This is a genomic window from Rhizobium sp. P1_C7, assembly GCF_056406295.1.
In genome coordinates this window covers 99,870-124,646 of record NZ_JBFUAL010000003.1, presented here as the reverse complement: position 1 = coordinate 124,646, position 24,777 = coordinate 99,870, and the positions used below count along the sequence as shown (strand labels likewise).

21 protein-coding genes and 1 pseudogene are annotated in these 24,777 nt (G+C 57.9%); 10 read left to right on the top strand and 12 right to left on the bottom strand.

Annotated features, from left to right (window positions below):
• Positions 1–598 precede the first annotated feature (598 nt).
• The 3 genes from AC1D2R_RS05675 to AC1D2R_RS05665 form a co-directional block, all read right to left on the bottom strand.
• The gene (locus AC1D2R_RS05675; protein WP_477965620.1) at positions 599–757 is read right to left on the bottom strand and encodes a hypothetical protein; all 159 of its coding nucleotides are present in this window, start codon (positions 755–757) and stop codon (positions 599–601) included.
• A 374-nt stretch (positions 758–1,131) separates the two neighbouring features.
• The gene (locus AC1D2R_RS05670; protein ID WP_477965618.1) at positions 1,132–1,713 is read right to left on the bottom strand and encodes a hypothetical protein; all 582 of its coding nucleotides are present in this window, start codon (positions 1,711–1,713) and stop codon (positions 1,132–1,134) included.
• A gap of 878 nt (positions 1,714–2,591) precedes the next feature.
• Positions 2,592–3,494, bottom strand: coding sequence for a DMT family transporter (locus AC1D2R_RS05665; RefSeq protein WP_477965616.1), 903 nt, complete (start codon positions 3,492–3,494; stop codon positions 2,592–2,594).
• 222 nt (positions 3,495–3,716) lie between these two features.
• Here AC1D2R_RS05665 and olsE point away from each other — a divergent pair, with 222 nt between their 5' ends.
• The gene (olsE, locus tag AC1D2R_RS05660; protein WP_477965614.1) at positions 3,717–4,664 is read left to right on the top strand and encodes an ornithine lipid hydroxylase OlsE; all 948 of its coding nucleotides are present in this window, start codon (positions 3,717–3,719) and stop codon (positions 4,662–4,664) included.
• A 50-nt stretch (positions 4,665–4,714) separates the two neighbouring features.
• On the opposite strand, the gene AC1D2R_RS05655 is transcribed toward olsE, so the two are convergent.
• Positions 4,715–5,506 carry a LuxR C-terminal-related transcriptional regulator gene (locus AC1D2R_RS05655; protein ID WP_477965612.1) on the bottom strand — a complete coding sequence of 264 codons (792 nt, stop codon included), beginning with the start codon at positions 5,504–5,506 and terminating at the stop codon, positions 4,715–4,717.
• An 824-nt stretch (positions 5,507–6,330) separates the two neighbouring features.
• Here AC1D2R_RS05655 and AC1D2R_RS05650 point away from each other — a divergent pair.
• Together AC1D2R_RS05650 and AC1D2R_RS05645 are read left to right on the top strand one after the other, a co-directional pair.
• Positions 6,331–6,552, top strand: coding sequence for a hypothetical protein (locus AC1D2R_RS05650; RefSeq protein ID WP_477965610.1), 222 nt, complete (start codon positions 6,331–6,333; stop codon positions 6,550–6,552).
• A 36-nt stretch (positions 6,553–6,588) separates the two neighbouring features.
• Positions 6,589–6,784, top strand: a pseudogene (locus AC1D2R_RS05645) (4-oxalocrotonate tautomerase); the annotation flags it as partial.
• Between the two features lie 284 nt (positions 6,785–7,068).
• Here AC1D2R_RS05645 and AC1D2R_RS05640 read toward each other — a convergent pair.
• Both AC1D2R_RS05640 and AC1D2R_RS05635 read right to left on the bottom strand, forming a co-directional pair.
• Positions 7,069–8,058: a potassium channel beta subunit family protein gene (locus tag AC1D2R_RS05640; protein WP_477965608.1), complete on the bottom strand. Its 990-nt coding sequence runs from the start codon at positions 8,056–8,058 to the stop codon at positions 7,069–7,071.
• Between the two features lie 406 nt (positions 8,059–8,464).
• Positions 8,465–9,391 carry an SMP-30/gluconolactonase/LRE family protein gene (locus AC1D2R_RS05635; RefSeq protein WP_477965606.1) on the bottom strand — a complete coding sequence of 309 codons (927 nt, stop codon included), beginning with the start codon at positions 9,389–9,391 and terminating at the stop codon, positions 8,465–8,467.
• 230 nt (positions 9,392–9,621) lie between these two features.
• Between AC1D2R_RS05635 and AC1D2R_RS05630 the strand changes: the two genes are divergently transcribed.
• On the top strand, positions 9,622–10,689 hold the full coding sequence (locus tag AC1D2R_RS05630; RefSeq protein WP_477965604.1) for a LacI family DNA-binding transcriptional regulator: 1,068 nt from the start codon (positions 9,622–9,624) through the stop codon (positions 10,687–10,689).
• Positions 10,690–10,702: 13 nt separating this feature from the next.
• On the opposite strand, the gene AC1D2R_RS05625 is transcribed toward AC1D2R_RS05630, so the two are convergent.
• Entirely contained in the window at positions 10,703–11,734 is a 1,032-nt protein-coding gene (locus tag AC1D2R_RS05625; RefSeq protein ID WP_477965602.1) for an L-idonate 5-dehydrogenase, read from the bottom strand.
• Positions 11,735–11,744: 10 nt separating this feature from the next.
• On the bottom strand, positions 11,745–12,686 hold the full coding sequence (locus AC1D2R_RS05620; protein ID WP_477965600.1) for a 2-hydroxyacid dehydrogenase: 942 nt from the start codon (positions 12,684–12,686) through the stop codon (positions 11,745–11,747).
• A 138-nt stretch (positions 12,687–12,824) separates the two neighbouring features.
• On the opposite strand from AC1D2R_RS05620, the gene AC1D2R_RS05615 reads away from it, so the two are divergent.
• The 6 genes from AC1D2R_RS05615 to AC1D2R_RS05590 all read left to right on the top strand — a co-directional run bounded on the left by AC1D2R_RS05615 (position 12,825) and on the right by AC1D2R_RS05590 (position 18,833).
• Positions 12,825–13,589, top strand: a complete 765-nt coding sequence (locus AC1D2R_RS05615) for an SDR family oxidoreductase (RefSeq protein ID WP_477965598.1) — start codon at positions 12,825–12,827, stop codon at positions 13,587–13,589.
• A 100-nt stretch (positions 13,590–13,689) separates the two neighbouring features.
• Entirely contained in the window at positions 13,690–14,583 is an 894-nt protein-coding gene (locus AC1D2R_RS05610) for an NAD(P)-dependent oxidoreductase (protein ID WP_477965596.1), read from the top strand.
• 107 nt (positions 14,584–14,690) lie between these two features.
• Complete coding sequence (locus AC1D2R_RS05605) at positions 14,691–16,187, top strand: sugar ABC transporter ATP-binding protein (protein ID WP_477965594.1); 1,497 nt, start codon at positions 14,691–14,693, stop codon at positions 16,185–16,187.
• An 18-nt stretch (positions 16,188–16,205) separates the two neighbouring features.
• Positions 16,206–17,246 carry an ABC transporter permease gene (locus AC1D2R_RS05600; RefSeq protein WP_477965592.1) on the top strand — a complete coding sequence of 347 codons (1,041 nt, stop codon included), beginning with the start codon at positions 16,206–16,208 and terminating at the stop codon, positions 17,244–17,246.
• A gap of 49 nt (positions 17,247–17,295) precedes the next feature.
• A complete protein-coding gene (locus AC1D2R_RS05595; RefSeq protein ID WP_477965590.1) occupies positions 17,296–18,393 on the top strand; it encodes an ABC transporter substrate-binding protein in 1,098 nt (365 codons plus the stop codon).
• A 101-nt stretch (positions 18,394–18,494) separates the two neighbouring features.
• The gene (locus tag AC1D2R_RS05590; protein ID WP_477965588.1) at positions 18,495–18,833 is read left to right on the top strand and encodes a hypothetical protein; all 339 of its coding nucleotides are present in this window, start codon (positions 18,495–18,497) and stop codon (positions 18,831–18,833) included.
• 115 nt (positions 18,834–18,948) lie between these two features.
• Here the strand turns inward: AC1D2R_RS05590 and AC1D2R_RS05585 are convergent, their stop codons facing one another.
• The 4 genes from AC1D2R_RS05585 to AC1D2R_RS05570 all read right to left on the bottom strand — a co-directional run bounded on the left by AC1D2R_RS05585 (position 18,949) and on the right by AC1D2R_RS05570 (position 24,682).
• The gene (locus tag AC1D2R_RS05585) at positions 18,949–19,305 is read right to left on the bottom strand and encodes a CAP-Gly domain protein (RefSeq protein WP_477965586.1); all 357 of its coding nucleotides are present in this window, start codon (positions 19,303–19,305) and stop codon (positions 18,949–18,951) included.
• Between the two features lie 15 nt (positions 19,306–19,320).
• Positions 19,321–19,797 carry a helix-turn-helix domain-containing protein gene (locus tag AC1D2R_RS05580; protein WP_477965584.1) on the bottom strand — a complete coding sequence of 159 codons (477 nt, stop codon included), beginning with the start codon at positions 19,795–19,797 and terminating at the stop codon, positions 19,321–19,323.
• Positions 19,779–20,684 carry an adenylate/guanylate cyclase domain-containing protein gene (locus AC1D2R_RS05575; protein WP_477965582.1) on the bottom strand — a complete coding sequence of 302 codons (906 nt, stop codon included), beginning with the start codon at positions 20,682–20,684 and terminating at the stop codon, positions 19,779–19,781. The genes AC1D2R_RS05580 and AC1D2R_RS05575 overlap by 19 nt, the downstream gene beginning before the upstream one ends.
• 602 nt (positions 20,685–21,286) lie before the next feature.
• Entirely contained in the window at positions 21,287–24,682 is a 3,396-nt protein-coding gene (locus tag AC1D2R_RS05570) for an acyl-[ACP]--phospholipid O-acyltransferase (protein ID WP_477965580.1), read from the bottom strand.
• Between the last annotated feature and the right edge of the window lie 95 nt (positions 24,683–24,777).

Genomic DNA, 24,777 nt, shown 5'->3' with positions numbered 1-24,777 from the left:
GTGCCGTCGATTTCGTCGCGTAGTCATTGACGGGAAGTTTGCAGGGCAAACCTTTCCGCCAAAAGCATATTTGCGGACACCGCATTTGTCGAAATGCCGCTGGATCGGCTTTCCGGACGGATGGGCCAGCCCATTGTAGTGCGGAGCATGGTGACCGGCAGAAGCTCAGACCAATGACCGTCGGAATTTCCTGAATTCCAAAGAATATCTACATAAATCACTAAGAAACATATAGATAACATTCAATATAATTGTTAAATTTCTGTCACATTAATACAATTTATACTAGTTACTTAAAGCGTTTTTGGACAATTCCGCGAAACCAAACTTAGCATCGCGGCGCCGTTCCAGCCGTGTGAATATTAACTCTTTAGGCATTGGTGCTTTGCGCGCTGCTGGACGACGCAGTCGAGGTCGGCTTGCCAGAAAAGATCGCTCGATTGCATTTCCCGCAGGCGGCAGCGTCGTCAGCAGCGCGCGCCAACGGATATTCTACAGAATTCGCCCCCGAGTGCCAAAGTCCGCGCTCGGTTCTGGGCGGGCATTTCATGGCGTGCGTTCCGACTGTAGAGCATCTGCGCATCCTTGAGGCATCGCGTCAGAGAAGACCTTGACGGTGCAGTTGCCATCCCACCCCTGCGAAGTAGCGCAGCGCCGCCGACATTCTTGGAGCAACGCAGATTTGCGCGTAATCGAAATAGAGGCTGATTGCGATCATCGGCTGTTCGGCGGTCGAGACGTTCGAGCCGGCGTCCATCCTCCACAGCCGCGCGAGGCCAAAGGACGGGGCGATCTTCCTCTATGGGCCGAGCCGACGGGACCTTCCCATCTATTCCGATGCTTCGCGTTCGTCTGTGATCGCTGCCCCATCACTCATCGTCGTCGCTGTTCCGGCCGCCTGAGCGCGGCCGAATGCCGTCGAACATTTTCTGATGCGCCCCTGGGGTGGCTTGGGTACTCAACAGCACGATCCAATTGGGGAGACGATCCAGCCCGGAACCGCGGGGCGGAGGCATGATAAGCGCCATACATGCCATAACCCGTGGGCCGGCTTCCCTCAACGGCTGCAAGGTCCAGCCAAATGGACTGTCGCGCAATCTGCGTTTGCGAAATGTAATGCTCCGCTTTCGCTCACTCTTCCACGCCATCGTCCCCGACCTCCTCTAACTGCAGCGCAGGCGACCCTTCGGCACCCATCCCCATTCTTCTGAGTTTCCTGCCTGATTGAACGGGCCGAAGTGCTTGCGCGCGCTGAAACCACCTGATGGTTCGGGTGCGGCTGGCCTGCGTGTTTTCGATCTCGAGGTCGAGCGCAATGGGGGACATTGCGGCGGCGCGAACCGCCCTGCGCTTCCAACCCTTCGCCTTGGCGCGGTCGGCATCGACACCTACGCCATACCTGTTGATTTCGGCCAATCGATACATCGCCTGCGACGCCTCCGGACCGGCTGCTGCCGATGCCCTCTTCAGCCACATGGTGCCGGCCTGCGGATCCCGTTCCGTGCCGAAGCCGGACAGGAGCGCGATACCGGCTACTGTCATCACGGAAACATCGCCGTTCGCTGCATCAAGTGCACAACGCGCGCCGACGAAATCCGGAATCCTCAGTAGATTGTCCTGCGAAACGCCTGCGCTCTTCAGGAGCCCTGCGCCACTCTTGACCAGTATCGGGTTCGTCAGGCCGTTCATCCAGTAGGAGAGGATCGTCCACATGGACTTCTTCTTTCCGTTTTCCACGACGTCCGCATTGAACTGGCCATCCCGGCAGCCTTCGGCGACTTCGGCCCAAAGCGGCAGTGCGCCGCGTCATTATTCCAGCGGCCTGCTTCCGTCGGTGCGAGCATCATCGAGTATGGTCCGGAAGTGGTCGAACCCCTTCTGGTACAAAGCCCGGTCGCGGAAACAAAGCTTGGAAAATATAACTCAATTTCCATGTCCGGCCTCGTCTGAGCACAGTTTAGCCCGCCGGTGAAATGCATTCACCAGCTATTATGCTTAAGTCTAAGGAATTCCTCACCAGGCGCTGGTTCAGTCTGTTTCGTTTGTTGTTGCTGTGGAAATAATGCTAAGCGTAAAAATTAGTCCATGCAATAGTCAACAATTAACCTTATCTAATATAAATTGATGCGCTCATCTATTCTCTTTGAGTTTTCAAATGAATCAGACGTTGATGCGGAGATTTTAGCTTTAAATCGAGCCTCCTGGGTCATCCATTTCGGTTACGGCAAATGTCAAAATGCGCGTTGATGGAAACAATATCGCCACGTGAACGAGCCGCCGATCGAACCATGAACGAGGGCGCACATCGCCACTAATAGTATGAATTTAAACGACAATAAGCAATACTTCGGGAATTGAACGCTTTTGATCTTGTGTGCCCTTGACCTACGGACCTGAGACTCGATCTTATGGTCACGTGCTTGCGCGCCTTTTGAAGTAATGCCCTTCATTAATATGTACTAGGCGACATTTTCGTCTATATTTCAACTTTCGGGTGCACGGAAAATAGAAACGATTACTTGCTTGCACGCAATCGTCGTTCGCGACGATTGCCAGATGTTTTGTAAGGGGCGCTTGCGCCACCATCGTTCTCAGGCAGCAATACGACGGCTGGCAAGTATCTGCCGGCGTTCCCACCAGACGAGCGCCAGGCTCGACGCCACGATCAAAAGGGCGCCTCCAACCACATTTACAGTCGGGATCTCCGACCAGATGAGGTAACCATAAAGGAACGCCCAGACCAGACCACTGTATTCCATGGGAGCCAGTGTTGAGGCCGGTGCATGTCGGAAGCCTTCATAGAGCAGGTACTGACCGACCGTTGCGACGACACCAAGACCGAGCATCAACGCCCAACCCGCAAGGTCCGGCGTCTTCCAGAGCCACGGCAGGGTTGCGCCGCAGGCGAGGACAAACAGAAAGCTTGTCGCCATCATCTGGTTCAGCGTGCTTTCGGTGCGGCTGACGAGGCGGACGAGCACCGTGCTCCAGGCCCAGCAGAAGCCGGCGAAGACAACCATCCCGGCCGGCACGAGGGTCGGCGCCACTGTCGGATTTGCTGCCAACACCACCCCGACAAATCCCCCGATGCAGGCAAGCCAGCGTATGGGACCGACATTTTCCTTGAGGATCAGGATCGACAACAGGATGACGATGATCGGAGCGGAAAAATACATCGTGGTGATCTCGGCAAGTCCGAGATGCTTTGCTGCGGAATAGTAGGCCATCCAGGCGGAGAACATCAGACCGGCGCGCAGCATCAGGGAACTTCGGTGCTTGCTTTTCAGGATCGACGGATGCCGCAGCCGCCGAACCATAAAGCCTGCAGCCGTAGCGACGATGACGCTGCGTATGAAAAGGATCTGTGGAACTGGATAGTCGGCCACGAGCCATTTCACGACGGCATCCTGGATTGCGAACAGCGAATAGCCCGAGCAGGCGAGCGCGATACCTACAAGCGGATTCGGCAGTTGATCGGATGATTTGGGGAGCATTGCGGCCTGCGGCGGGGTTTCGTTGACTAGGCTGGACCTAGCAAGAAGCAGGCATGCCGACAATTGCAAGAATTCGGAAGACACGGATTGCTTGACTTGGAAATTCGGCTGATATCGGGTTCATATGCGTAACCGTGAGGCGCGATATTGACTTCAGCTATTGCTTCACAGGGGCAAGTGGAGTGTAGCATGGTACATCGTCAGTTTCGTCGGAGGTGGCATGTGACCGACCGTAGCCAAGCGCCTGTTTACATCGCGTTTTCATGGATACTGTGGCCGACGCTATTTGCCCTTGGGCTGACAGGAGCAGGTTTTGCGTTCCGCACAGGCGCACCTCTGCTGTGGTTCAATGTTGTCTACCTGGCTATCGTTGCCTCAATCGCACTCTTGGAGCGCCTGATGCCCTTCGAGCAGCAATGGCTGCATCACGACGGGGAGGCGCTCAACGACATAGCCCATACCCTGTTGAACAAGGGCGGAGTTCAGATAGCCGCAGCGATAGGCGCGTCGGCGCCGCTGGCAATTGCAACTGTTGCCCAGCCAGTGATCAGCGGCCCGGCGCACATCTGGCCAGACGCCTGGCCCCTCGGTCTTCAAGTGATGCTGGGCCTGATCATTGCCGAGCTCGGGCTGTATGTTGCCCACAGAGCCGCGCACGAAATTCTTTCGCTCTGGCGGTTTCATGCGCTCCATCACAGCGTCGAGCGCCTCTGGGTCGTCAATACTGGACGCTTTCACCTCATCGATTCGCTCGTCAAGATCGCGCTCAGCCAGCTTCCGCTCTATCTCCTGGGCGCGCCATTGCCCGTATTCCTGTGGATCGGCGCAGTCACAGCCTTCATTGGCCTTCTGACCCATTGCAACATCGATCTTCGAACAGGACCGTTCGATCTGATCTTCAGCACGCCGCGCCTGCACCGATGGCACCATTCACGCGTTCTCGCCGAGGGAAATACCAATTACGGCGAGAACCTCGTCCTGTGGGATCAGCTTTTCGGGACTTATTTCAACCCAAGCCGCCGCCCGCCCGCCGATATCGGCATAAGCGGGCGTATTGCGGACGGATTCCTGGCGCAGTTGCTACAGCCATTTTCGGCAAACGGATTTCGCCAGATCCTCGGCCGCAAGGCAGATGCCGACGATCTCGACCCACCGCTCGGCCACCAGTAGTATTTTGCACCCCTGCTCTTTGCGGAAGTGCGCCGAATAGCCCTGCTGGGTTATTCGGAAGGCGCACTCCAGCGCGAGTCGCTCTGGAAGAGGTCATTGAGCTTGTAGGCGACTTCGGTGCGGTTGGTTGCCTTCAGCTTTTTCATGATATTGCGAATATGAACCTTCACGGTGCTCTCGCGCAGATTGAGCTCATAGGCGATTATCTTGTTCGCTTTTCCCTTGCGAAGTGCCTGTACGACCTCCGCTTGGCGAAGCGTAAACATGCGGGACAGCTCTCTCTGTCTCGGATTTTTGTCGACCGGAACCGATGCCGAGAAGCTGTTTCCGGCAAGAATAAAAGTGCCGCCGGCAACGGCCAAGGCAATGGCCTCAACGCACACTTCGATTCCGACCGAGGTCGGGATGAACCCACGAGCGCCGTGCTCAAGAACCTTCAATGTCTGATTGAGGTCGTCCCCATCAGCCAGAATGATGACTGGAGCAGGCGCAAGCTCAGCGGCAATGCTTGCGATCTCGTCGCACAGCAAGCCATCGCTCGTCTTGCGGCCAGCAATATTGAGAAGGACGGCCGATACACGCTCAAGCGTGTCTTTCTTCCGCCGCCATTCCGCGACAGAGCCCACCGCGAGAGCTTTCATTCCAAGACCGTTGCGTGTCAGCGTGGTCGCAAGACACTCTCGCTCCAGCGTCCTGCCATCTATGATGAGCAGGCACCGTTCGTCTTGGTGCTCTTGCTCCGCGTGACCGATATCACCGAGCACCCGGGGCGAAGCCGCCAATGCCTGGAGCTTGCCAAGAGGTGTTCGACCGCTTTCAAATTCCGAATGTACGTAATTCATACTAGCCTCATACTCAATAGTGTTCGAGGTGACCATTCGTAACGAAATTCAATACTCGGGGCGTTTCACCGTTATTGTGCCTACAAAGTAGTTTACCGTCTTTGGATCGTTTATGTCGTCTGGTTTCTACTTCATTAAGACCCTACATAGGTGATTACTAATAATCAATATAAAATATTTGTCTGATCTAAAATAATAAACGCCCAGTATATAAAATTGTACCATTGCGGGAGAAAAATCGGAATTTATTTTCACAAACTGGAGTAAACACCCATTATTATTGGGCTAGAGACTAACATGTCGAAATACGTTTCCTTAACAATAATAGATTGCTGTAGTTTCGTCTCTTCGTTTACTGCTGTAGATCGTATTATTGGCGGACTACTCGCCTGTTTTTTATTCAAATGTAGGATTTTTGCAATATGTCCAGCTGTATTACCGGTGACAGTGTAGACTGCTGATGGGCCGTTCGGGGCCATGTAATAGGTCGGTCAAGACAGCCATATTTACCGCGAGGTCGTCCGTGACCTCCGAGTTTGTATCGACCACCGGCCCTCATATCGTCGATGGCAGACGACGCATGTCCGCCCCTGCCGCCAGCGACAAAGCTTCCGTCACATCGTTGCTCGCGCGGTTTGGCTGTCTCTCCATGGAGCCTGCGATGGGTGAAAGTGATGCCCGTCGCACCGTCGTGACCGCCCGTATTCTCTCTCCGGAAGCGGACTTGCTGAAGATCTTCCGCGCCCCCCAAGCATACCTTCTACGTCGACGCGCTCGACACCACCGATGGCGCAGTCCTGGCCAAGTGGGTGCGGGGACCCTGAGTGCCGGGCGGCTATGTGGGCCAAGACCAATTCCTGGCGACATGGCAGCGGAAAAGTACGACCACCGCCGCCGCCGATTTCGTCAGTGCGCGATCGATGGGAGTGGCCTGCTACCCATCCTTATTCCTTGCCCATGAGGAGAAATGGCGCTTGGCAGGGAATGGCTATGGCCATGTCAAAGCGCTGGAGCAGGAGATCGGCGCGATACTCACCGCCAAATAGTTCCCTTCAGGTTCGAACTCTCGAAAGGAGACAGCAATGCCTATTGTCGCCGTATAGGTTACTCGTGAAGGAACCACGCCCGATCGCAATTCAGTATCCGCCGAGGAGAACGCCGCCATCATCAAGGGCGTCAGTCAGGCTGCTCGACGTCTTCAACGAGCCGCTTGAACCCACCTATGTCGGGATCGAAGAAGGCGATCTCGACATTGGCGCCGGGTCGGTCTTTCCGACCGCACATCCACAAACAAGCGCAGCGGCAGTAAAGTCCCGAAGCTGTCCCGAAGAACCCTGCCGCCGCCGACTGCGATGGGGCGGCGCCATCTCGGCGCATCGCGAAGCCCACAGCATCCTGCGACGAGCCAAGAGGAGCGGACATCAGCGCACGACATGGCATCGCTGCTCGACAATTGCCGAGTGTCAGCTCAGCCGACACGACATCGGCAGCCTGGAGCAGGACGGTTGTTAGGTAAGCTCCCTCTGGCGGAGAGCTGGAGTGCGCCTGCGACCTACCACAGATCAGAACCGCTGGGGGGCAGCCGGCTTGTTCCCGACGATAGCGTCGATACGGGCCAGCACGTCAGGGGTCAGCTTGTCTCTGTGTGCCAGCGCCGCCAGGTTGTCCTCAAGTTGGCTCATGCGCGATGCGCCGAGGATGACTGTCGACACATTACGGTTGGAAAGGCACCAGAGTAGAGCGAGATGGGTGATCGAAATACCTATCTCCTTTGCGAGATCAGCCAATTCCGCCACCTTGGCAAGCTGAGCACGGCCGGTTTCGCTAGACCATTTCTCCTTCAACCACTCGTAACCGGGCAGGTTCATGCGGCTATCGTCAGGCGTTCCCTTGTTGTACTTGCCGGTCAGAACGCCCGATGCAAGCGGCGACCAAATCGTAGTGCCCAAGCCCATGAGATCGTAAAGCGGCAGGTAATCGCCTTCGACCTTCTGGCGTTCGAACAGGTTGTATTGCGGCTGCTCCATGGTCGGAGGCGTGATGCGCAGATCGCGTGCAACCGCATAGGCTTCGGTCAATTGCTGGGCAGACCATTCCGACGTTCCCCAGTAGAGAATTTTGCCCTGGGTGATGAGATCATGCATCGCACGAACAGTCTCGTCGATCGGAGTATCGATGTCGGGACGGTGGCAGAAATAAAGGTCAAGGTATTCCACCTGCAGGCGTTTAAGCGCAGCGTGGGCGGCCTCGGTAACGTGCTTGCGCGACAGACCTCTTTGTGTCGGCTTCTGACCGCCCCAAAATACCTTGCTGGAAACGACGAAACTGTCTCGGCTCCAGCCGAGGGTCTTTAGCGCTTCGCCCATAACGACTTCGGACTTTCCGCTCTCATAGCCCTCGGCATTGTCGAAGAAATTTATGCCATTGTCGTAGGCATAGGCCATCAAACTCGCGGCATCGTTGCCTTCGACCTGTCGGCCGAAGGTAACCCAGGATCCGAAAGAGAACTCGCTGACCTTCAGGCCCGATTTTCCAAGACGACGATATTCCATGGTGCATTTCCTATGCGACATCAGATTGGGCAGCATAGGCTGATAGCCGCCGCAAAGACAATCGCCTTCCTGCCTGCTGATCGAGCGCCGTTGTGTGGCTCCTGGTTATTTGCGGTGGAAGACACCTCGTTTCATCCGCACGATCGTTCCCAACCCAGGCGGTATCTTGATGCCCGGCCAGTTCGCCAATTTCGTCTTTCCCAGCACAAGGCGACCGGATCGGTTGTCGCGCAAGCGGCTGTGGAATCATGACGGGCGATTTGTTGACGTCCTCAACGATGACCACAAGGTTCACCAGCCTCGCAGAACCCGCCTGATCACGTTGTTCCTTTAAGCGCCGGACCATTCTCGCGGTGAGCCTGGTCAGAATATAGATGAACCTGGACCCAGGTACCGTTCCGGCAGACTATCCAAACCTCGCTCCGTTCGCTGTGAGATAAACAGCATACAGGGACGTACTGGCCGTTATAAAAAGTCGGTTCAATTTCTCTCCGCCGAAGGTGACGTTGGAGACGGCTTCGGGAATGTGGATCTTCCCGATCAACGTGCCATCTGGATCATAAGCATGCACACCATCGCCGGCACTGCTCCATACCCTTCCTTTGCGGTCCACTCGAAAGCCATCGAACAGGCCAGCGGTGCATTCCGCGAAGATACCGAGATCACTTAGCTTGCCATCACCCGACACTGCGAGCTTTCGGATATGACGCGGCCCTCCCGGCAGGTGTGTCGCCCCGGTATCGGCAACGTAGAGCACGCTCTCGTCCGGGGAGAAAGCCAATCCGTTCGGCTTGACGAAATCGGATGCCACCTCCTCGGTTATCCCGCTGGTCGGATCGTGCCGATAGACGTGGCATCCTCCGATTTCCCCTTCGCCGTAGTCGCCCTCGTAGTCGTGAAGTATGCCGTAGCTCGGGTCGGTGAACCAGATCGTGCCGTCGGATTTGACAACAACGTCATTCGGCGAATTGAGACGCTTGCCTGCAACTCGGTCGGCCAGAACGGAGACAATGCCGCTGAATTCCGTTCGTGTGACGCGGCGCATAAGATGCTCACACGTGATCAGCCGCCCCTGATTGTCGACACTGTTGCCATTCGAGTTGTTGCTGGGCGAGCGGAATACGGACGTATGCAGGCTCGTATCATCGTAGCGCATCATCCGATTGTTTGGAATGTCTGAGAAAACCAGATAGCGCCCGGCGGCGAACCAAGCTGGCCCCTCCAGCCATCGGCCGCCCGTCCAGAGCCGCTCGACACGAGCGTGACCCACAAAGCAGCTTTCAAAGCGTGGATCGAGAACCTCGAAGCCAGTACCCACTATTTGCCCGAACATGATGCCGCTCCCGCTCGCTTCAGATTGTTATCGATATCATTTTGTGCTGTTTTTCGAAAAGCGTACAGATGCCAACATTCCGACAGCCGAGAAAAATTGTTGAAAATCTGGATTTTCTGAGCCCATATCGACGGATACCTGCAATAATATCGATTGTGCGATGATAGCGATAACTTTATTTTACGTCCTAATGGTCAAGCTCAGACGCAGATTTTGAAAGCGGAGATCCAGTGAAAAAAGAGGACGAGACCAGAGACAAGCCTCTCAAAGCCGGGGACGCTCAAAAGCTCACGATGGCGGAAGTTGCCAAATATGTAGGCGTATCGGCCATGACCGTTTCGCGTGCCTTTCGGCAGGATGCAAGTGTCTCCGAAGAGACGCGCAAGCGCATTATGGATGCAGTCGACGCGCTTGGATATGTGCTTGATCTGTCTGCCGGCAGTCTTTCATCCCGGCGTAGCGGCTTCATCGCCGCACTTGTACCATCCATCAACAATTCGAATTTCTCCGACACCGCGCGCGGCATTACGGATGCATTGGAGAATACGGGCCTTCAGCTCCTTCTCGGCTACACCGACTACTCTGCGGAGAAAGAAGAAAAGCTGATCGAGGCGATGCTGCGCCGCCGCCCTGAAGGCATCATCCTGACAGGTGGATCGCACACAGCCCGGGCTCGGCGCATGCTGGAAAAGGCCGGTATTCCAGTGGTTGAAACCTGGGAACTTCCTGAAGAACCGATCAATCATGTCGTCGGCTTCTCCAACAGCGAGGCAATGGCTCTCCTGGTCCGGGAGCTTGCCAAGCAGGGGTATCGGAAGTTCGGCTATATCGGGGGGACCACGGCGCGCGATACGCGGGGCAGCCAACGACGCAGCGGTTTTCTCAAGACTGTCGAAGAGCTGGGGTTGGGACCCGGACGGATGATTTCCTTCGGCGTGCCGCCCATCACCATGGAACAGGGTGCGCAAGCTATCGTGAGCCTGCTCGAGCGCTGGCCGGACACCGAAGTTGTGCTCTGCGTCTCCGATCTGTCGGCCTTCGGCGCGATCATGGAGTGCACGCGAAGAGGAATGAACGTTCCCAAAGACATAGCGATTGCCGGTTTTGGCGACTACGAGATCTCGTCGATCTGCCATCCCAGTATCACGACGATAAATGTCGACTGTTACGGCATCGGCAGTCAGGCTGCTGCCCGCTTGCTGGATGCCCTGCACACCGGCGACGCGGCAGGCGACGAGATCACATTGACCGGCTACAAGGTTGTGCTGCGCGAAAGCACCGTCCGCGCGGGCGCTTGAATTGGGCGTAACGTCAAAAGGCGATCTGCACTTTCATAGACCTGCTGCGATCGCTTGCCAGTTCGAAGGCGGCAACAGCTTCGTCAATGCCAAATACACCGGTGAGCAGCGGCTTCAAATCGACGCGACGTGCATTGATCAGTTCGACAGCGAGTCCAAACTCTTCGTGAAAGCGGAATGTACCGCGCATCTCGATTTCCTTCGACACGATCACATTCTGTGGAATGGAGACATCGCCGCCAAGGCCCAGTTGCACCAGCGTCGCACGCGGCCTGAGCACTTCCAGACCGGCGCGCACGGCCCTCTCGTTGCCAGACGCCTCGAACATGACGTCGAAGTAGCCCTTATCCGCGCTGTAGGCCGTCAGTTCCGCAGAGTCGGTGGCAACGTTGATGGTTCGATCCGCGCCACTGGTGCGTGCAAGCCCCAGTACACTGTCCACCACGTCCGTCGCAACGATTTCACGGGCACCTAGAACACGCGCGGCAATGATTGCCAGCATGCCGATTGGACCGCATCCGGTGACGAGCACCCGTTTACCCAGTAGTGATCCGGCGCGACTTGCTGCATGGAGCGTCACCGCAAACGGTTCGGCAAAGGCCGCCTCGTGGATCGATATTCCGTCCACCACCTTGTGGCATTGCCAACTCTCCGCCACCAGCCGCTGGCGAAAGCCGCCCTGAATATGGGGCATTGGCATGGCGCTGCCATAAAACCGCATGTTGAGGCAGTGGTTCTGCTGCCCCTTCATGCAGTACTGGCAATGGCTGCATGGACGGCTTGGGGAAATAGCCACGCGGTCGCCCACCGCAAGTGTTGCAACACCGGCCCCGAGCGCCTTGATTGTGCCGGCAACCTCATGGCCAAGGATCATCGGCTCGCGCAGTCGAACCGTTCCGAAGCCTCCGTGATTATAATAATGCAGATCAGAGCCGCAGATACCGCCGGCCTCGATCGCAATTTCCACCTGCCCCTCGCCGGCAATCTCCGGCTCGCGCTCTTCGATGCGCAAATCCTTGGCGGCATGAATGACAATGGCTTTCATGCTGGGGTCCTCATACGACGGGAGTGGGAAGCGTGGCGCCCGCAAAATGCGCCGCGAGATTGTCTCGAACCAGTTGGCCCATCGCCCTGCGTGTCTCGATGGTGCCAGAGCCGTGGTGGGGCTGCAGCACGACATTGTCGAGTGCCAGGAAACGCGCGTCGATCTTAGGTTCATTCAGGAAGACGTCCAAGCCTGCGGCCTGGATGGTGCGGTTCTGAAGTGCCGCGACCAGCGCTCCCTCGTCTACGGTCGTCCCTCGCGAGACATTGATGAATATGCTCTTCGAGCCCAGGGCGTTCAGCACCTCGGCGTTGATGATCTTCATAGTCCCCTCCCCTCCAGGGACAATGGTGATCAGAAAATCTGCCCAACCCGCAAGCGCAATCAGATCAGCCTGGTAGGCGTAGGGAACGTCTTTGTGATCGTGGCGGGTGAAATAGGCGATATCGCAGCCGAAGGCGGCGACCCGCTTGGCGATTGCCTTTCCGATCCGCCCCATGCCGACGATCCCCACCTTCTTGCCCGATACACGCGTCACCAACGGCATGGCAACGCTGCCCCATTGGCCGGAGCGGACGAAAACATCGGCCTGTGGAATTTGCCTTGCGGTGGCGAGCATCAACCCAATTGCAATGTCGGCGACATCCTCGGTAAGGACGTCCGGAGTATTCGTTACGCGGACGCCGTTGGCCCGGGCATATGACAGGTCGATCGCATCGGTGCCCACTCCGTAGCAGGAAACGATCTCCAGTTTCGGAAACTGCGCCATCAGATCGCCCGAAGCCCCGATTTCACCACGGGTCGCTATGCCCCGGATGCCGTTTCCGACCTTCGAGATGAATGCCTGTCGATCCGCCGCCTCCCACAAGCGATGGACACGGTAGGTCGACTCCAGGTCCACCATATCCCATTCCGGATAGGGTCCGGTCATCAAGATTTCTACCTTAGGCATTCCATCTCCATCCGCATTTTGTCAGTTGATTATGTTATCGATAACATATAATCCGAGCGAGGGATGTCAAGCAAGCTTTCGCTATGACAGAGTGATGTTGATCATCGCATACAGCGTGGATCGGAGGAGTTGTTTCGCATGAAAAATCTGTTTGATCTCACCGGCCGGCGGGCACTGATCACAGGCTCCAGCCAGGGGATCGGTTATGCCCTGGCCGAGGGCCTGGCACAGCATGGCGCCGAGATCGTCATCAACGGCCGAACGGTCGAAACTGTCGGCCGCGCCGTCGATGCGCTCAAGGGCCTGGGACATTGCGCGCATGCAGCCGTCTTCGACGTCACCAGCAAGGACGCCGCCGAAAGGGGCGTTGCCGCCATCGAAGCCGAAGTCGGTCCAATCGATATCCTCATCAACAATGCCGGTATGCAGTTTCGCTCACCGCTTGAAGAGTTTCCCGCAGACAAATGGGAGCTGCTTTTGACGACAAATATCTCGAGCGTGTTTTACGTCGGTCAGGCGGTCGCAAAGCGCATGATCGCGCGCAGACAGGGCAAGATCATCAACATCGCCTCTGTTCAAAGCGAGCTCGCCCGGCCTGGAATCGCCCCCTATACGGCCACCAAGGGGGCAGTTCGCAATCTGACACGCGGCATGTGCGCAGACTGGGCAAAGTATGGGCTGCAGATCAACGCGATTGCGCCTGGATACTTCAAAACCCCGCTCAATCAAGCCCTGGTCGACAATCCCGAGTTCTCTTCCTGGCTCGAAAAGCGGACGCCGGCCGGACGGTGGGGCAACGTCGAGGAACTCGTCGGCGCGGCCGTGTTCCTGTCAGGCAACGGCTCGTCCTTCATCAATGGGCACACGCTTTATGTCGACGGCGGCATCACGACCTGCCTCTAAGCTGATCTGCCGTCCGAGCAAACCGATGTTGTGACCGGTTCGCATCGGATGAGTTTGCAGCACAAGGGCTGAGAAGTCACAATCGTCACCGGAGAATACCATGCAGAACGACAACAGAGCAGATGTCGCGGTCATCGGCGCAGGCATCATGGGAACGGCGATCGTCTCGAGATTGATCGAAACAGGGCACAAAGTATCCGTCTTCGACCTCGATGCCGAGAAGGTCGCGGCTTTGGAGGCAAAAGGCGCTCGTGCTGCGGCCTCGGTGGAGGATGCGGTCTCACTGTCAGAGTTCTGCGTGCTCAGCCTCAACCACGCAAGCATCGTCCGTGCCGTCGTCTTCGGCGAGCACGGCGTTGCGGCGGCGGCCAGCGCAGGCAAGGTCCTGATCGACATGTCTTCCATCGACCCCGCCGAGACGGCGGATATGGCGATGCGGCTCCGTCAAGAAACGGGCATGGCATGGGTGGATTGCCCTTTGTCTGGAGGAGTACCCGGCGCCCTCACCGGAAAGCTGACAATCATGGCCGGCGGCAGCCTTGAGGACTTCGAGCGCGCGCGCACGGTGATGAGGCATCTTGCCGCCAACTACACGCTGATGGGGGCATCCGGCGCGGGGCAGACCACAAAGCTGATCAACCAGCTGTTTTGCGCCGTGCTCTTTCAGGCGGTCGCCGAGGCGGTCAAGCTGGCTGAGGCCGGCGGCGTCGATCCGGTCGCCATTCCGGCAGCGCTTGCCGGCGGCAGGGCAGATAGCCGGATACTGCAGGAATTCATGGCAAAATTCGCCGCCCGCGATTTCTCACCGACAGGCAGGATCGACAACATGCTGAAAGACCTGGATTCGCTTCAGGCCTTCGCGCTCAAAACAAAAACGCCGCTGCCGATGACCGGCACGGTGGTGGAAATTCACCGATTGCTGTGTGCTTCAGGTCTTGGGCCCAAGGATTCGGCCGAGATGATGCGCCTTCTCGACGGATTTCCTGTCGACTGACAACGATCGCTCCTTTTGCATTTCGGGAGACATCTTTCTACTTGACCATTTGGGAATGTTATCGATAACATACATCCAACGCAGCCTGAGCTCTGGGAGGAGCAACAGTGGAAGCCAAGAGACTGCTGGAGTTCCAGTCGATCACCAAGACCTTCGGCGGCACACAGGCGCTTTGCGACGTGTCAGTCGATCTGCGTGAGGGTGAGATCCTGGCGCTGCTGGGCGAAAACGGCGCCGGGAAATCAACGCTTATCAAGACGCTTGCAGGCATCTACAAACCCGACGGCGGCGACATCCTTTTCCGTGGCCAGAGCTACCACCACCGTCCTCCCAAGCCAAACGAGCGGCAGCCGGTCGCCTTCATCCACCAGGATCTAGGTTTGATCGAGTGGATGACGGTCGGCGAAAATATGGGCCTGTCGCAGGGTTTCACAATGCGCCGGGGCATTATCGACTGGGGCCGGACGCAGGCGCGCGCCAGGGAAGCGTTGAAACTGGTCGGCTGCGACTTTGACCCCACCACACGGGTCTCGGCGCTGTCGCGAACCGAAAAATCACTCGTTGCCATTGCCCGCGCGCTCGCAGTCGAAGCCGACGTCCTGGTGCTCGACGAGCCGACCGCCAGCCTGCCTGCCGATGAAGTCGATCGTTTGTTCAATGCGATCCGTCCCCTTAAGGATCGCGGCGTCGGCATGATCTACGTCTCCCACAGGCTCGACGAGATTTTCCGTATTGCCGATCGGGTCGCCGTTCTGCGCGACGGGCGCATGGTGGGACAAAAGCCGGTCAGCGAGACGACGCCGGATGAACTTGTGACGATGATCATCGGCCGCAGCGGTGATAATCTCTTCTCCAAGGCGCAGATCACGCCCGGCAAGGCGATCGTCAAGGTCCGCGACCTCGCCTGCGCTGCTACAGGCCCGGTATCCTTCGACATCAGGCAGGGTGAACTTCTGGGACTGGCCGGATTGCGGGGCGCTGGCCAGGAGCGTATTGGCCGCGCCCTCTTCGGTTGCGAACCCTTCGTCGGCTCGGTCAGGCTGCATGACGAAACTCCGGACCTTTCGAGCCCGCGTCGGGCAATGGCGTCGGGCATCGGGCTGATCGCCCGGGACCGCACGGAGGAGTCGGTTGCCCTGTCGCTCTCCGTTCGGGAAAATACCTTCATCAATCCGGGAGCGGTCGGACGCGGACTTCTGTCCTTCCTGTCCCCGCGTGGGGAAGCAGATCTTGTCCACGCGATCGGCCGCTCCGTCGGCCTGCGCCCGAACGACCCGGATCTACCCGTGGAGGCTCTGTCAGGCGGCAACCAGCAGAAGGTCGTCGTCGGCCGCTGGTTGGCGACGGGCCGCAAGCTACTGGTCGCCGAAGATCCGACCGCCGGCGTCGATGTTGGAGCGCGAGCGGAGATCTACCGCTTGATCACGCAGGCGCTCGACGCCGGCCTCGCGGTTGTGGTGGTCTCCACGGACTTCGAGGAAATCGCTCATATCTGCCACCGCGCCCTGGTGTTCTCGCGCGGTAAAATCGTCAGTGAATTGACTGGGAGCGCCCTGACCACGGAGGCGGTGATTACCGCGGCATCCGCATCAGAAGCCGCGTGAGCCAGCAGGAGAAAAGCCATGCAATCAATTGAATCCACCGCGCTCGAGCCGACCAGAAGCGAAATGGCCGACCTGTCGACCGCACAAAAGATCGGACGCCTGATCCCGGTCTATGGGCTGGTCATCCTGACCGTCATCCTGATCGTACTTTTCTCCATACTACTGCCAGATACCTTCCCCACCGTTTTGAACGTCCGCTCGATCGTATCGGACAAGGCAATTATTGCGCTTCTGTCCCTTGCCGCGATGATCCCGATGGCATCGGGGCGTATCGACCTGACGGTCGGGTATGGCATCGTGCTCTGGCATATTCTCGCCATAAGCCTGCAGACATCCTACGGTTTTCCCTGGCCGGTCGCTGTCGTGGTTGTTCTCGCGCTTGGCGTCCTGACCGGTTTCCTGAACGGCCTGCTGGTCGAGGTTGCGAAGATCGACAGCTTCATTGCGACACTCGGCACGGGTACGGTACTCTACGCGCTTGCGCTTTGGCACACCGGCGGGCGGCAGGTGGTCGGTGTCTTGCCGGAAGGCTTCTATGCGCTGAACGGTACGATGCTGTTCGGGCTGCCCATCACCGGCTTCTATGTTCTCCTGGTCGCAATCTGCATGTGGATCGTACTCGAATATCTGCCCATCGGACGGTATCTCTACGCCATCGGTGCCAATCCGAAGGCTGCGGCACTCAACGGCATTCCGGTCCGGAAATTCGTGATCGGGGCGTTCGTCACCTCGGGCCTGCTGGCGGCACTCACCGGCGTCCTTCTGGCATCGAAGCTGCGTATCGGCCAGGCGAGCGTCGGGCTTGAGTATCTCCTGCCGGCGCTGGTTGGCGCCTTTCTCGGATCAACGACGATCAAGCCAGGGCGAGTCAACGTCTGGGGGACTTTGATCGGCGTCATCATCCTGGCTGTCGGCATTTCCGGAATTCAGCAATTCGGCGGGTCGTTCTTCGTGGAACCGCTGTTCAACGGCGTGACCCTGCTCATTGCAATCGGCATCGCAGGTTACGCACAGCGCAAGCGCGGAGCTGTGAGGAGGATCACACCCGCGTCCAAATGATAATGCCGGACGCCGCCAGCATTTAACAAGAAACAATGGAGGAGTGAACATGAAACGCAGAACACTATTGCAGGCAACGGTCGCAACCGTCGCCATTATGATCAGCATGCCGGCATTTGCCGATCCAATGACCGACGCCAAGGCAGTGGTCGATAAGTATGCTTCCAAGGTGAGTGCGTGGGATGGCCCGACAAGCGGTCCCAAGGCCGCTGCCGGCAAAAACATTGTCATTCTTGCAGCCGACATGAAGAACGGCGGCATCCTCGGCGTCGTCAATGGTGTTCAGGAAGCAGCGGGTTCACTGGGATGGACGGTGAAGGCGCTTGACGGCGCCGGCTCGATCGGGGGGCGAACCGCCGCTTTCGGCCAGGCGATGGCGTTGAAGCCGGATGGCATTATCATCAATGGCTTCGACGCGGTCGAGCAGAAGCCCGCGATGGAAGCGGCCAAAGCCGCGGGTATTCCGATGGTATCCTGGCACGCCGCCTCCGCCGTCGGCCCGGTTCCTGAAGTCGGTGTCTTTGCCAACGTGACGACCGACGCAATGGAAGTTTCGAAGTCTGCCGCGGATTGGGCCTTTGCCGATGCCGGCGGCAAACCGGGCGTCATCATCTTTACCGATTCCACCTATGCGATTGCCATTGCCAAGGCCGATCGTATGAAGAAGGAGATCGAGGATCTCGGCGGCACGGTCCTCGAATATGTCGACACGCCGATTGCAGAAACGTCTCAGCGCATGCCGCAGCTCACCACGTCGCTTCTGCAGAAATATGGTGCGAAGTGGACGCATTCGCTCGCGATCAACGACCTCTACTACGACTTCATGGGGCCTTCGCTTGCCTCGGCGGGTATTGCAGGCGACGGAAAACCGGTGAACGTTGCAGCAGGCGATGGTTCGGAGAGCGCCTATCAACGCATTCGTGCGAAACAGTTCCAGGCCGTCACGGTCGCAGAGCCGCTCAATCTTCAGGGTTGGCAGCTCGTGGACGAGTTGAACCGTGCTTTTGCAGGCGCTCCCTGGTCCGGCTATGTGTCGCCGCTGCATGTGGTTACCAGCCAAAACGTTGAATTTGACGGGGGGCCGAAGAACACCTTCGATCCGGATAATGGCTATCGGGACCAATACAAGAAAATCTGGGGCAAGTAGCCATCAGTTGGGGCGTATCGAGCGAATACGCCCCGCACCTTTCCCAGTCGTTGTTGATGCGCATTCAGCCCGAGCTTTCGCGCTTTTGGAAGAGAGAACCCATGATCATTCGTTACGCACTGTTTGAAGGCGAAATCCAACCCGGCAAAGAAACAGACTTCCGCGATTTCGTGAAGGAACGGCTTGTGCCACTTTGGACGAAATTTCCAGGTGCCCAGGAAGTACGAGTACTTGACGGCCTGGAGCGCGATGAAGGTGCGCCGGTCTACGCAATGGCTCTCGCCATTCGCTATCCCGATATGAACGCAGTCAGCGCCGCCCTCTCGTCGGACGTACGCGCGCAGAGCCGCGAAGTGACCGGTGAACTCCTGCAAATGTTTGCCGGCAAGGTTCACCACCATCTGTTCGCAGCAAACGAGTACAGTCCGCTTGGTGTTTGAAGTGAATGCCGCGCTTTCGGCAAACAAGGCGGCGGCAGCGATCTTTATCTCGCTGCCTTCGACATCCGCGGCTACCGCCTCACGTCTCGCGGAAATCAGCCATCTTGGCCAGAGCTTAAACTCTCTCCTTCTTCTTGACCTTTTCCTTGGGTGTCGTCGGCTCGACTGGCGCATCAGGCGTCGGCGCGAGCAGCTTGCGCAGCGATGAAATTCTGTCCTTGACGAGCGGGCGGAAGCGCGTGGCACGGAAAGGCATGTCCGCCGCCCCATAACCTTCCGGACCGTCGTCGTTACCACGGTGCAGCTCCTCGAGCTTCACACCAAAGAACGTGCCGTCAATGTAGTGCGTGTACTCACCGACCCAGCGCAAAGTGTAGATCTCACCCTTGCGGATTCCCTGGTCGATGCTGACGTGCTTGAACTTGTCGTCAATGCAAACGACCTTCTGGCCAACGTGAAATTCGTAGCTCATGTCAGAACCTCCGCCTCAACCACCTGCGCCCGGAGGTGCATCATTTTCCAGATATTCGGAGTATTGCACGACCTCCTTTTCGATCGTGTCGAACGATCGCGTCGCCGCCCGCGCGAGTCTCACGCCCGGACCGCCGTCACTCTGGCCTTCATCAACCAAGACAACGCCGGCCGTCCTTAGCGCATCAACGACCGCATCCAGCGTATCGGTTCTGACCCGTATCCGATCAGCGCCGACACCTTCCATGTTTCGAACCGTGTTGATGCCAATGCCCGCATTGTCGGCAAGCGTTTGCTGATCCATTCCGACAAGCGAACGGGCGGCCCTGATTTGATTGCCACTTATAGCCAAGGCTATCTCCCAACGATCTGTAACTGGATAAAATACACACCTAAGTGTTGGCAGCAAATCAAAACCGAGATTACGGAGAATCAACGCTGGAAACACTGAACGTCCAGTCGGCATCGCCGCAATTATCTTCGCGTCGACCATCGAATTCCTGCGGCGACGGCAATGCCGAGAAGTGGCCATATCGCCCAGAATATTCCATGCCATGACAGAAGGTTGATGCCGACAAGGCCCAGCGCGACGACAGCAAGCGCTGCACTTGGCGGGTCCACGCGGCTCTGGTTCCGGGCCCACGACATCGCGGACAGCACAGCAAGCGCGAGGAGCGGCCAGGCTGCCCAGAACACACCTCGCCAGGATAGAACGTTGATGGCGATCACCGCCGCGGCGACGATGGCAAGCAAGCCCAACCGACGGTCGGTTCGCGTCGCCGCCTGCGGGGCAGGCTTTCCCGACGCGGACACCGACAACGCCGGCTCTTTTGGCTGCTGCGGCGCGCCGTTGGTATCCTCGCCGATCCGCACGGCATAACTCGGTACGGCGTCTGCGACATTCTTGACTGTCAAGGGACCGAGAAAATCGAAACCAACGGCCACTTTTTTGCGAACCTGGTCGTAGACCGTACTCGATATGACGATCCCACCAGCAGCAGCCGAGGTCTGAAGCCGCGCCGCAATATTGACCCCGTCGCCATAGATATCATCGCCTTCAACGATCACGTCACCGAGATTGATACCGATCCGAAACAGCATGCGCCCATCGGCCGGCCGTGCTGCATTCAGCCCGGCCAACTCGTTCTGGATGTCCACGGCCGTTCGCACCGCCTCGACAACGCTCGGGAACTCGGCGATCAACCCGTCGCCCCAGGTGTTGATCACCCTTCCACCATGCGCCCCGATCAAACGCGACATCGCATCACGATAGCGTTTCAGAGTGGCAAGTGTGCCTTCCTCGTCCACCCCCATCAAGCGGGTATAGTCCTGAACGTCGGCAGAGAAGATGGTAGTCAGCTTACGTTGCGTCTCGCTCATAATGCCTCGACCCTAGCTCATCTTCCGCCTCGCGACGATCCTGACGCGCGATTGAGACAAATGTGAAATGTATGCTGCGACTTTTCAACCTGGTCCCGGTCGCAACGGCCCGCGTCATGCTGCTCGGAAGATGCGCAATCCCATACAACAAGCCTCACACGCGACGCACGACCAACGCCTCAACTTTTGCCGACAGCTCTCAACCGATGGATGTCTCATGCAGCAACGTTCCTTTTCGCATGACTGCTGCATCGTTGATCACCCGGTGAAAACAGTCTGAAGAGAGGAAACATCACGGGCGTGCATGAAGGCCGCGATCGTCACATCGGACAGGAAGTGGGCGCCCATCACCACCCTGTCCAAGGATGCAAGGCATCAGCCGGCCGGGCGGAATTGCTTCGGGAGGAGTACAACGAAGGCCAAAAGGGCCGATTGCCGAGGCGCTTTCACCGACGGGAAAGAGCAGTTGCGGGAGCACCCCCGGTTTTCCCTCGGGCATCGAAGCACACGGCATCGACCTCTTGGTGAGCGGAACCGTCCCGCGCAGGAAATTGCCGCGCCCGAAGGTGGCGGGGCCATCGTGACGACGGGGGGCAGCTACGTCACTTCACGTGCAGCGGTGGTTCCAACGTCTGGACGATCTTGCTTGCGGCAACAAAATCCACCTTTCCGGAACCCAGAACCGGTACTTTTCCTATCCTGATCTCCGCCGGCACCATCATGTCCATCGCTCCCATTGATTTGGCGAAGCTGGTGAACTCAGCGCGATTGGCATGCGGCGCATCCGTCAGCAGAATCAGCCGCTCACCCTTCTTCGCATCAGGGACGGAGGAAACAACCGAAAGTGCCCCGGGCCACAACTGGCCGGCAAGTGCCTCGACGGCTGCGAGCGAAATCATCTCGCCGCCGATCTTGGCGAAGCGCTTGGCACGGCCGCGGATCCTGACGAACCCGTCATCGTCGATTGTGACAATGTCGCCCGTGTCATGCCAGCCATCCCGGAGCGGTTCAACAACGCCGGGGTTCTCGGCGCGAAGATAGCCGGCCATGACATTTGCGCCACGAATGAAGAGACGGCCACCTTCCTCTATGCCGGGTACGGGCTCGAGCTTCCATTCCATGCCCGGCATGATCTTGCCGACAGTGCCCGAGCGATTGAACATCGGCGTGTTCAGCGAGATGACCGGTGCGGTCTCCGTGACCCCGTAGCCCTCCAAAATGCGCAGGCCGAACTTTTCCATGTAGGTTTCGCGCGTCGACGGTTTCACGGGCTCGGCACCCGAGAAGATGTAGCGGATCGACCGAAAGTCATAAGGGTGCGCTGTGCGGGCATAGCCGTTCAGGAATGTATCGGTCCCGAAAATGATCGTGGCATTTGAGGTGTAAATCAGTTCCGGTACGATGCGATAGTGCAGTGGCGACGGATAGAAATAGACTGGCACGCCTGCCACCAGCGGCAGAACGGTCCCCGCCGTCAAACCGAAGGAGTGGAACACCGGAAGGATGTTGAAGACCTTGTCCCCGGAATGAAAGTCGATACGCGAGGCTGCCTGCGCGGCATTCGAGAGAATATTCCGATGGGTCAGAACGACACCCTTGGGGGTACCTTCCGAGCCCGACGTGAACAGGATCACGGCGGCATCATCAGCTGTTCGCTTGACCCGCGGCGTGTACTTCCTGAGAATGCCGCGAACCTTGTCGGGAAAAGCCACCGTCTTGCGCAGGTCGTCAAGCCAGACAATTTTGACCTCCCTTTCAAGATCGGCGACGACCGAGCCGAGCTTGCCCTGCTCGACGAAGGCGCGCGAGCAGAGCACATGCTTCACCTGTGCAGCCTTGCACGCCGACAGGATATTGGAAGCGCCCGCGGTGAAATTCAGCATCGCCGGAACCTTGCCAGCGGACATGACACCGAGCACGGTCGCGGCGGTGCCGTTGGCGTTCGGCAACATCACGCCGAGTACCTTGTCATCGGGGAACAGCGTGGTGAACTTGGCGCCGAGCACGGCGGCGGCGGTCAGCAGCTTGGCATAGGAAAGCTGGCCGGAGATGGGATCCTCGACCGCAAGTTTTCTGCCCCCCCTTTCCGAAGCCGTCTCGATGATGCGTTCCAGCACGGTCAGATCGGTGTTTGTCGTGCGGAACATCAGCATTGACATCACTTGATAGAGCGCGGCGCCCGCTGCGATGCGGCGCTTGCGTCCCTTGAGGTCCGCGGGCACGTCGAGCTTGACCGGTTCGAGGATCGTCACCTTGACCTTGGGGAACAGTCGACGACGCACCTGTCCACCGGAAAGGCGCGAGAAGTAGCTTTTCTCGAGCCCATCGATGCGGACCGGGACAACCATCGACCCTGTCTTGTCGGCAACCATGGCCGCTCCGTCGTAGACCTTCATCAGCGTGCCGGTGACCGTCAGGCGGCCCTCCGGAAATATGCCGATCGCGCTACCCTCGTTGACGATCTTGATCAGCGAGCGTGTCGCCATCGGCTTCGTCGGATCAAGTGGCAGGAACTTGCACATCTTGAGGAAAGGGCGAACCCACCAGGCCTGGGCAATCTTGTAGTCGACGGCAAAGACTGGCTCTTCTTCGGTAATCGCAAGAGCAAGTGCTCCATCGAGAAAGCTCACATGATTGAGTGCGATGATCGGCGCTCTGCCAGCCTTCTTGATGTTCTCCAAACCATCGACCTCAAGACGCATGAAGGCGCGGAACAATATTGAGATGAAATCCCGGAACGGGTTGGTCGGCAGCGTTTTCAACATCAACCAGGCCACGCCAATGTTAATGACCGAGAGGCTGAGAATGATCATCGGCACGGGGACACCGACGGCCTGCAAGATTGCAACCAGCGCCAGGCCGGTTGTGATAAACAATGCGGATAGAACGTTTGCGGCTCCGATCACGCGGGCGCGTCGGGCCTCGGCGGCCCAGGTCTGCATTGCGGCAAACGTCGGTACCGCCATGAAGGCGCCGCCAATCGCCATGCCGGCAAGGTCGATCGCCACGCGCACGGTCCTTGTACCGGCAAAGAAGGCGGTGATCGTATCGGCGTGGGAGGTCGACTGCAGACCCCACAGGTTCCAGGCGAGATCAATTCCGAAGAGCGCGACGATGGCGGTACCCACGGGCGCCGGCAGCAACACGACACGACCCGCCGACATCCAGCCGGCAATCGCGGAACCGACGGCAATCGAGATTGCAAACGTCGCCAGATACGCAGGGACGATGATTTCCGAGCCGCCGAGGATCTCGGTGACCATGATCGGCAGCATCGACATGACGAATGCGCCGACAAACCAGAACCAGCAATTCATCAGGGCCGAGCGCCAGATCCGTTGGTCCTGCCGCAGTTCGTTGACGAGTGTGATGCTCGAGAGGAAGACGTTTGTGTTGATGTCCAGATCAGGCGCTTTGGATCCCGTCGGGGGGATCATACGCGCGCAGAACCAGCACAGAACGGAAAGCCCCATCATCATCGGCCCGAACACAAAGACATTGTCGCCCTTGTTGAAGGCGACCGCAGCAACGATGGTGCCGGTCAGGATAGCGATGAATGTGCCGCCCTCGATCCAGGCGTTGGCCTTTGGCAAGTCCTTGCGTTCCAGGTGATCTGGGAGAATGCCGTATTTGATTGGGCCGAAGAGCGACGAGATGACGCCAAAGCCGAACAGAGCCAGCATCAGTATCCAGATCGACGATAGCGCAATGCCAATGACGGAGATTGCGGCGACTGCAATCTCCGCACGCTTTAGGATCTCCGCCATATGTGCCTTGTCGTATTTGTCGGCAAGCTCGCCGCCAACTGCGGACAGAAGCAGGAAGGGAACGATAAAAATCCCTCCGGCGAGCGTAATAAGCGAAGCGCCCTCGGCGGCCATCTGCGCGAGGATCAGGAAGATGAGCGTCTGCTTGAGGAAATTGTCGTTGAAGGCAGAGAGGAATTGCGTCCAGAACAACGGCGCGAACTTCCTCGATGTCATCAGATTGCGCTGCATGGCTGTTCCCCGTTTTTTGATCGCAAGAGAAAGCCACAGAGTCGTTTCGCAAAAGTTGCAATTGGAAAGCAACTCTGTGGTGTGGTTAAGGAGGC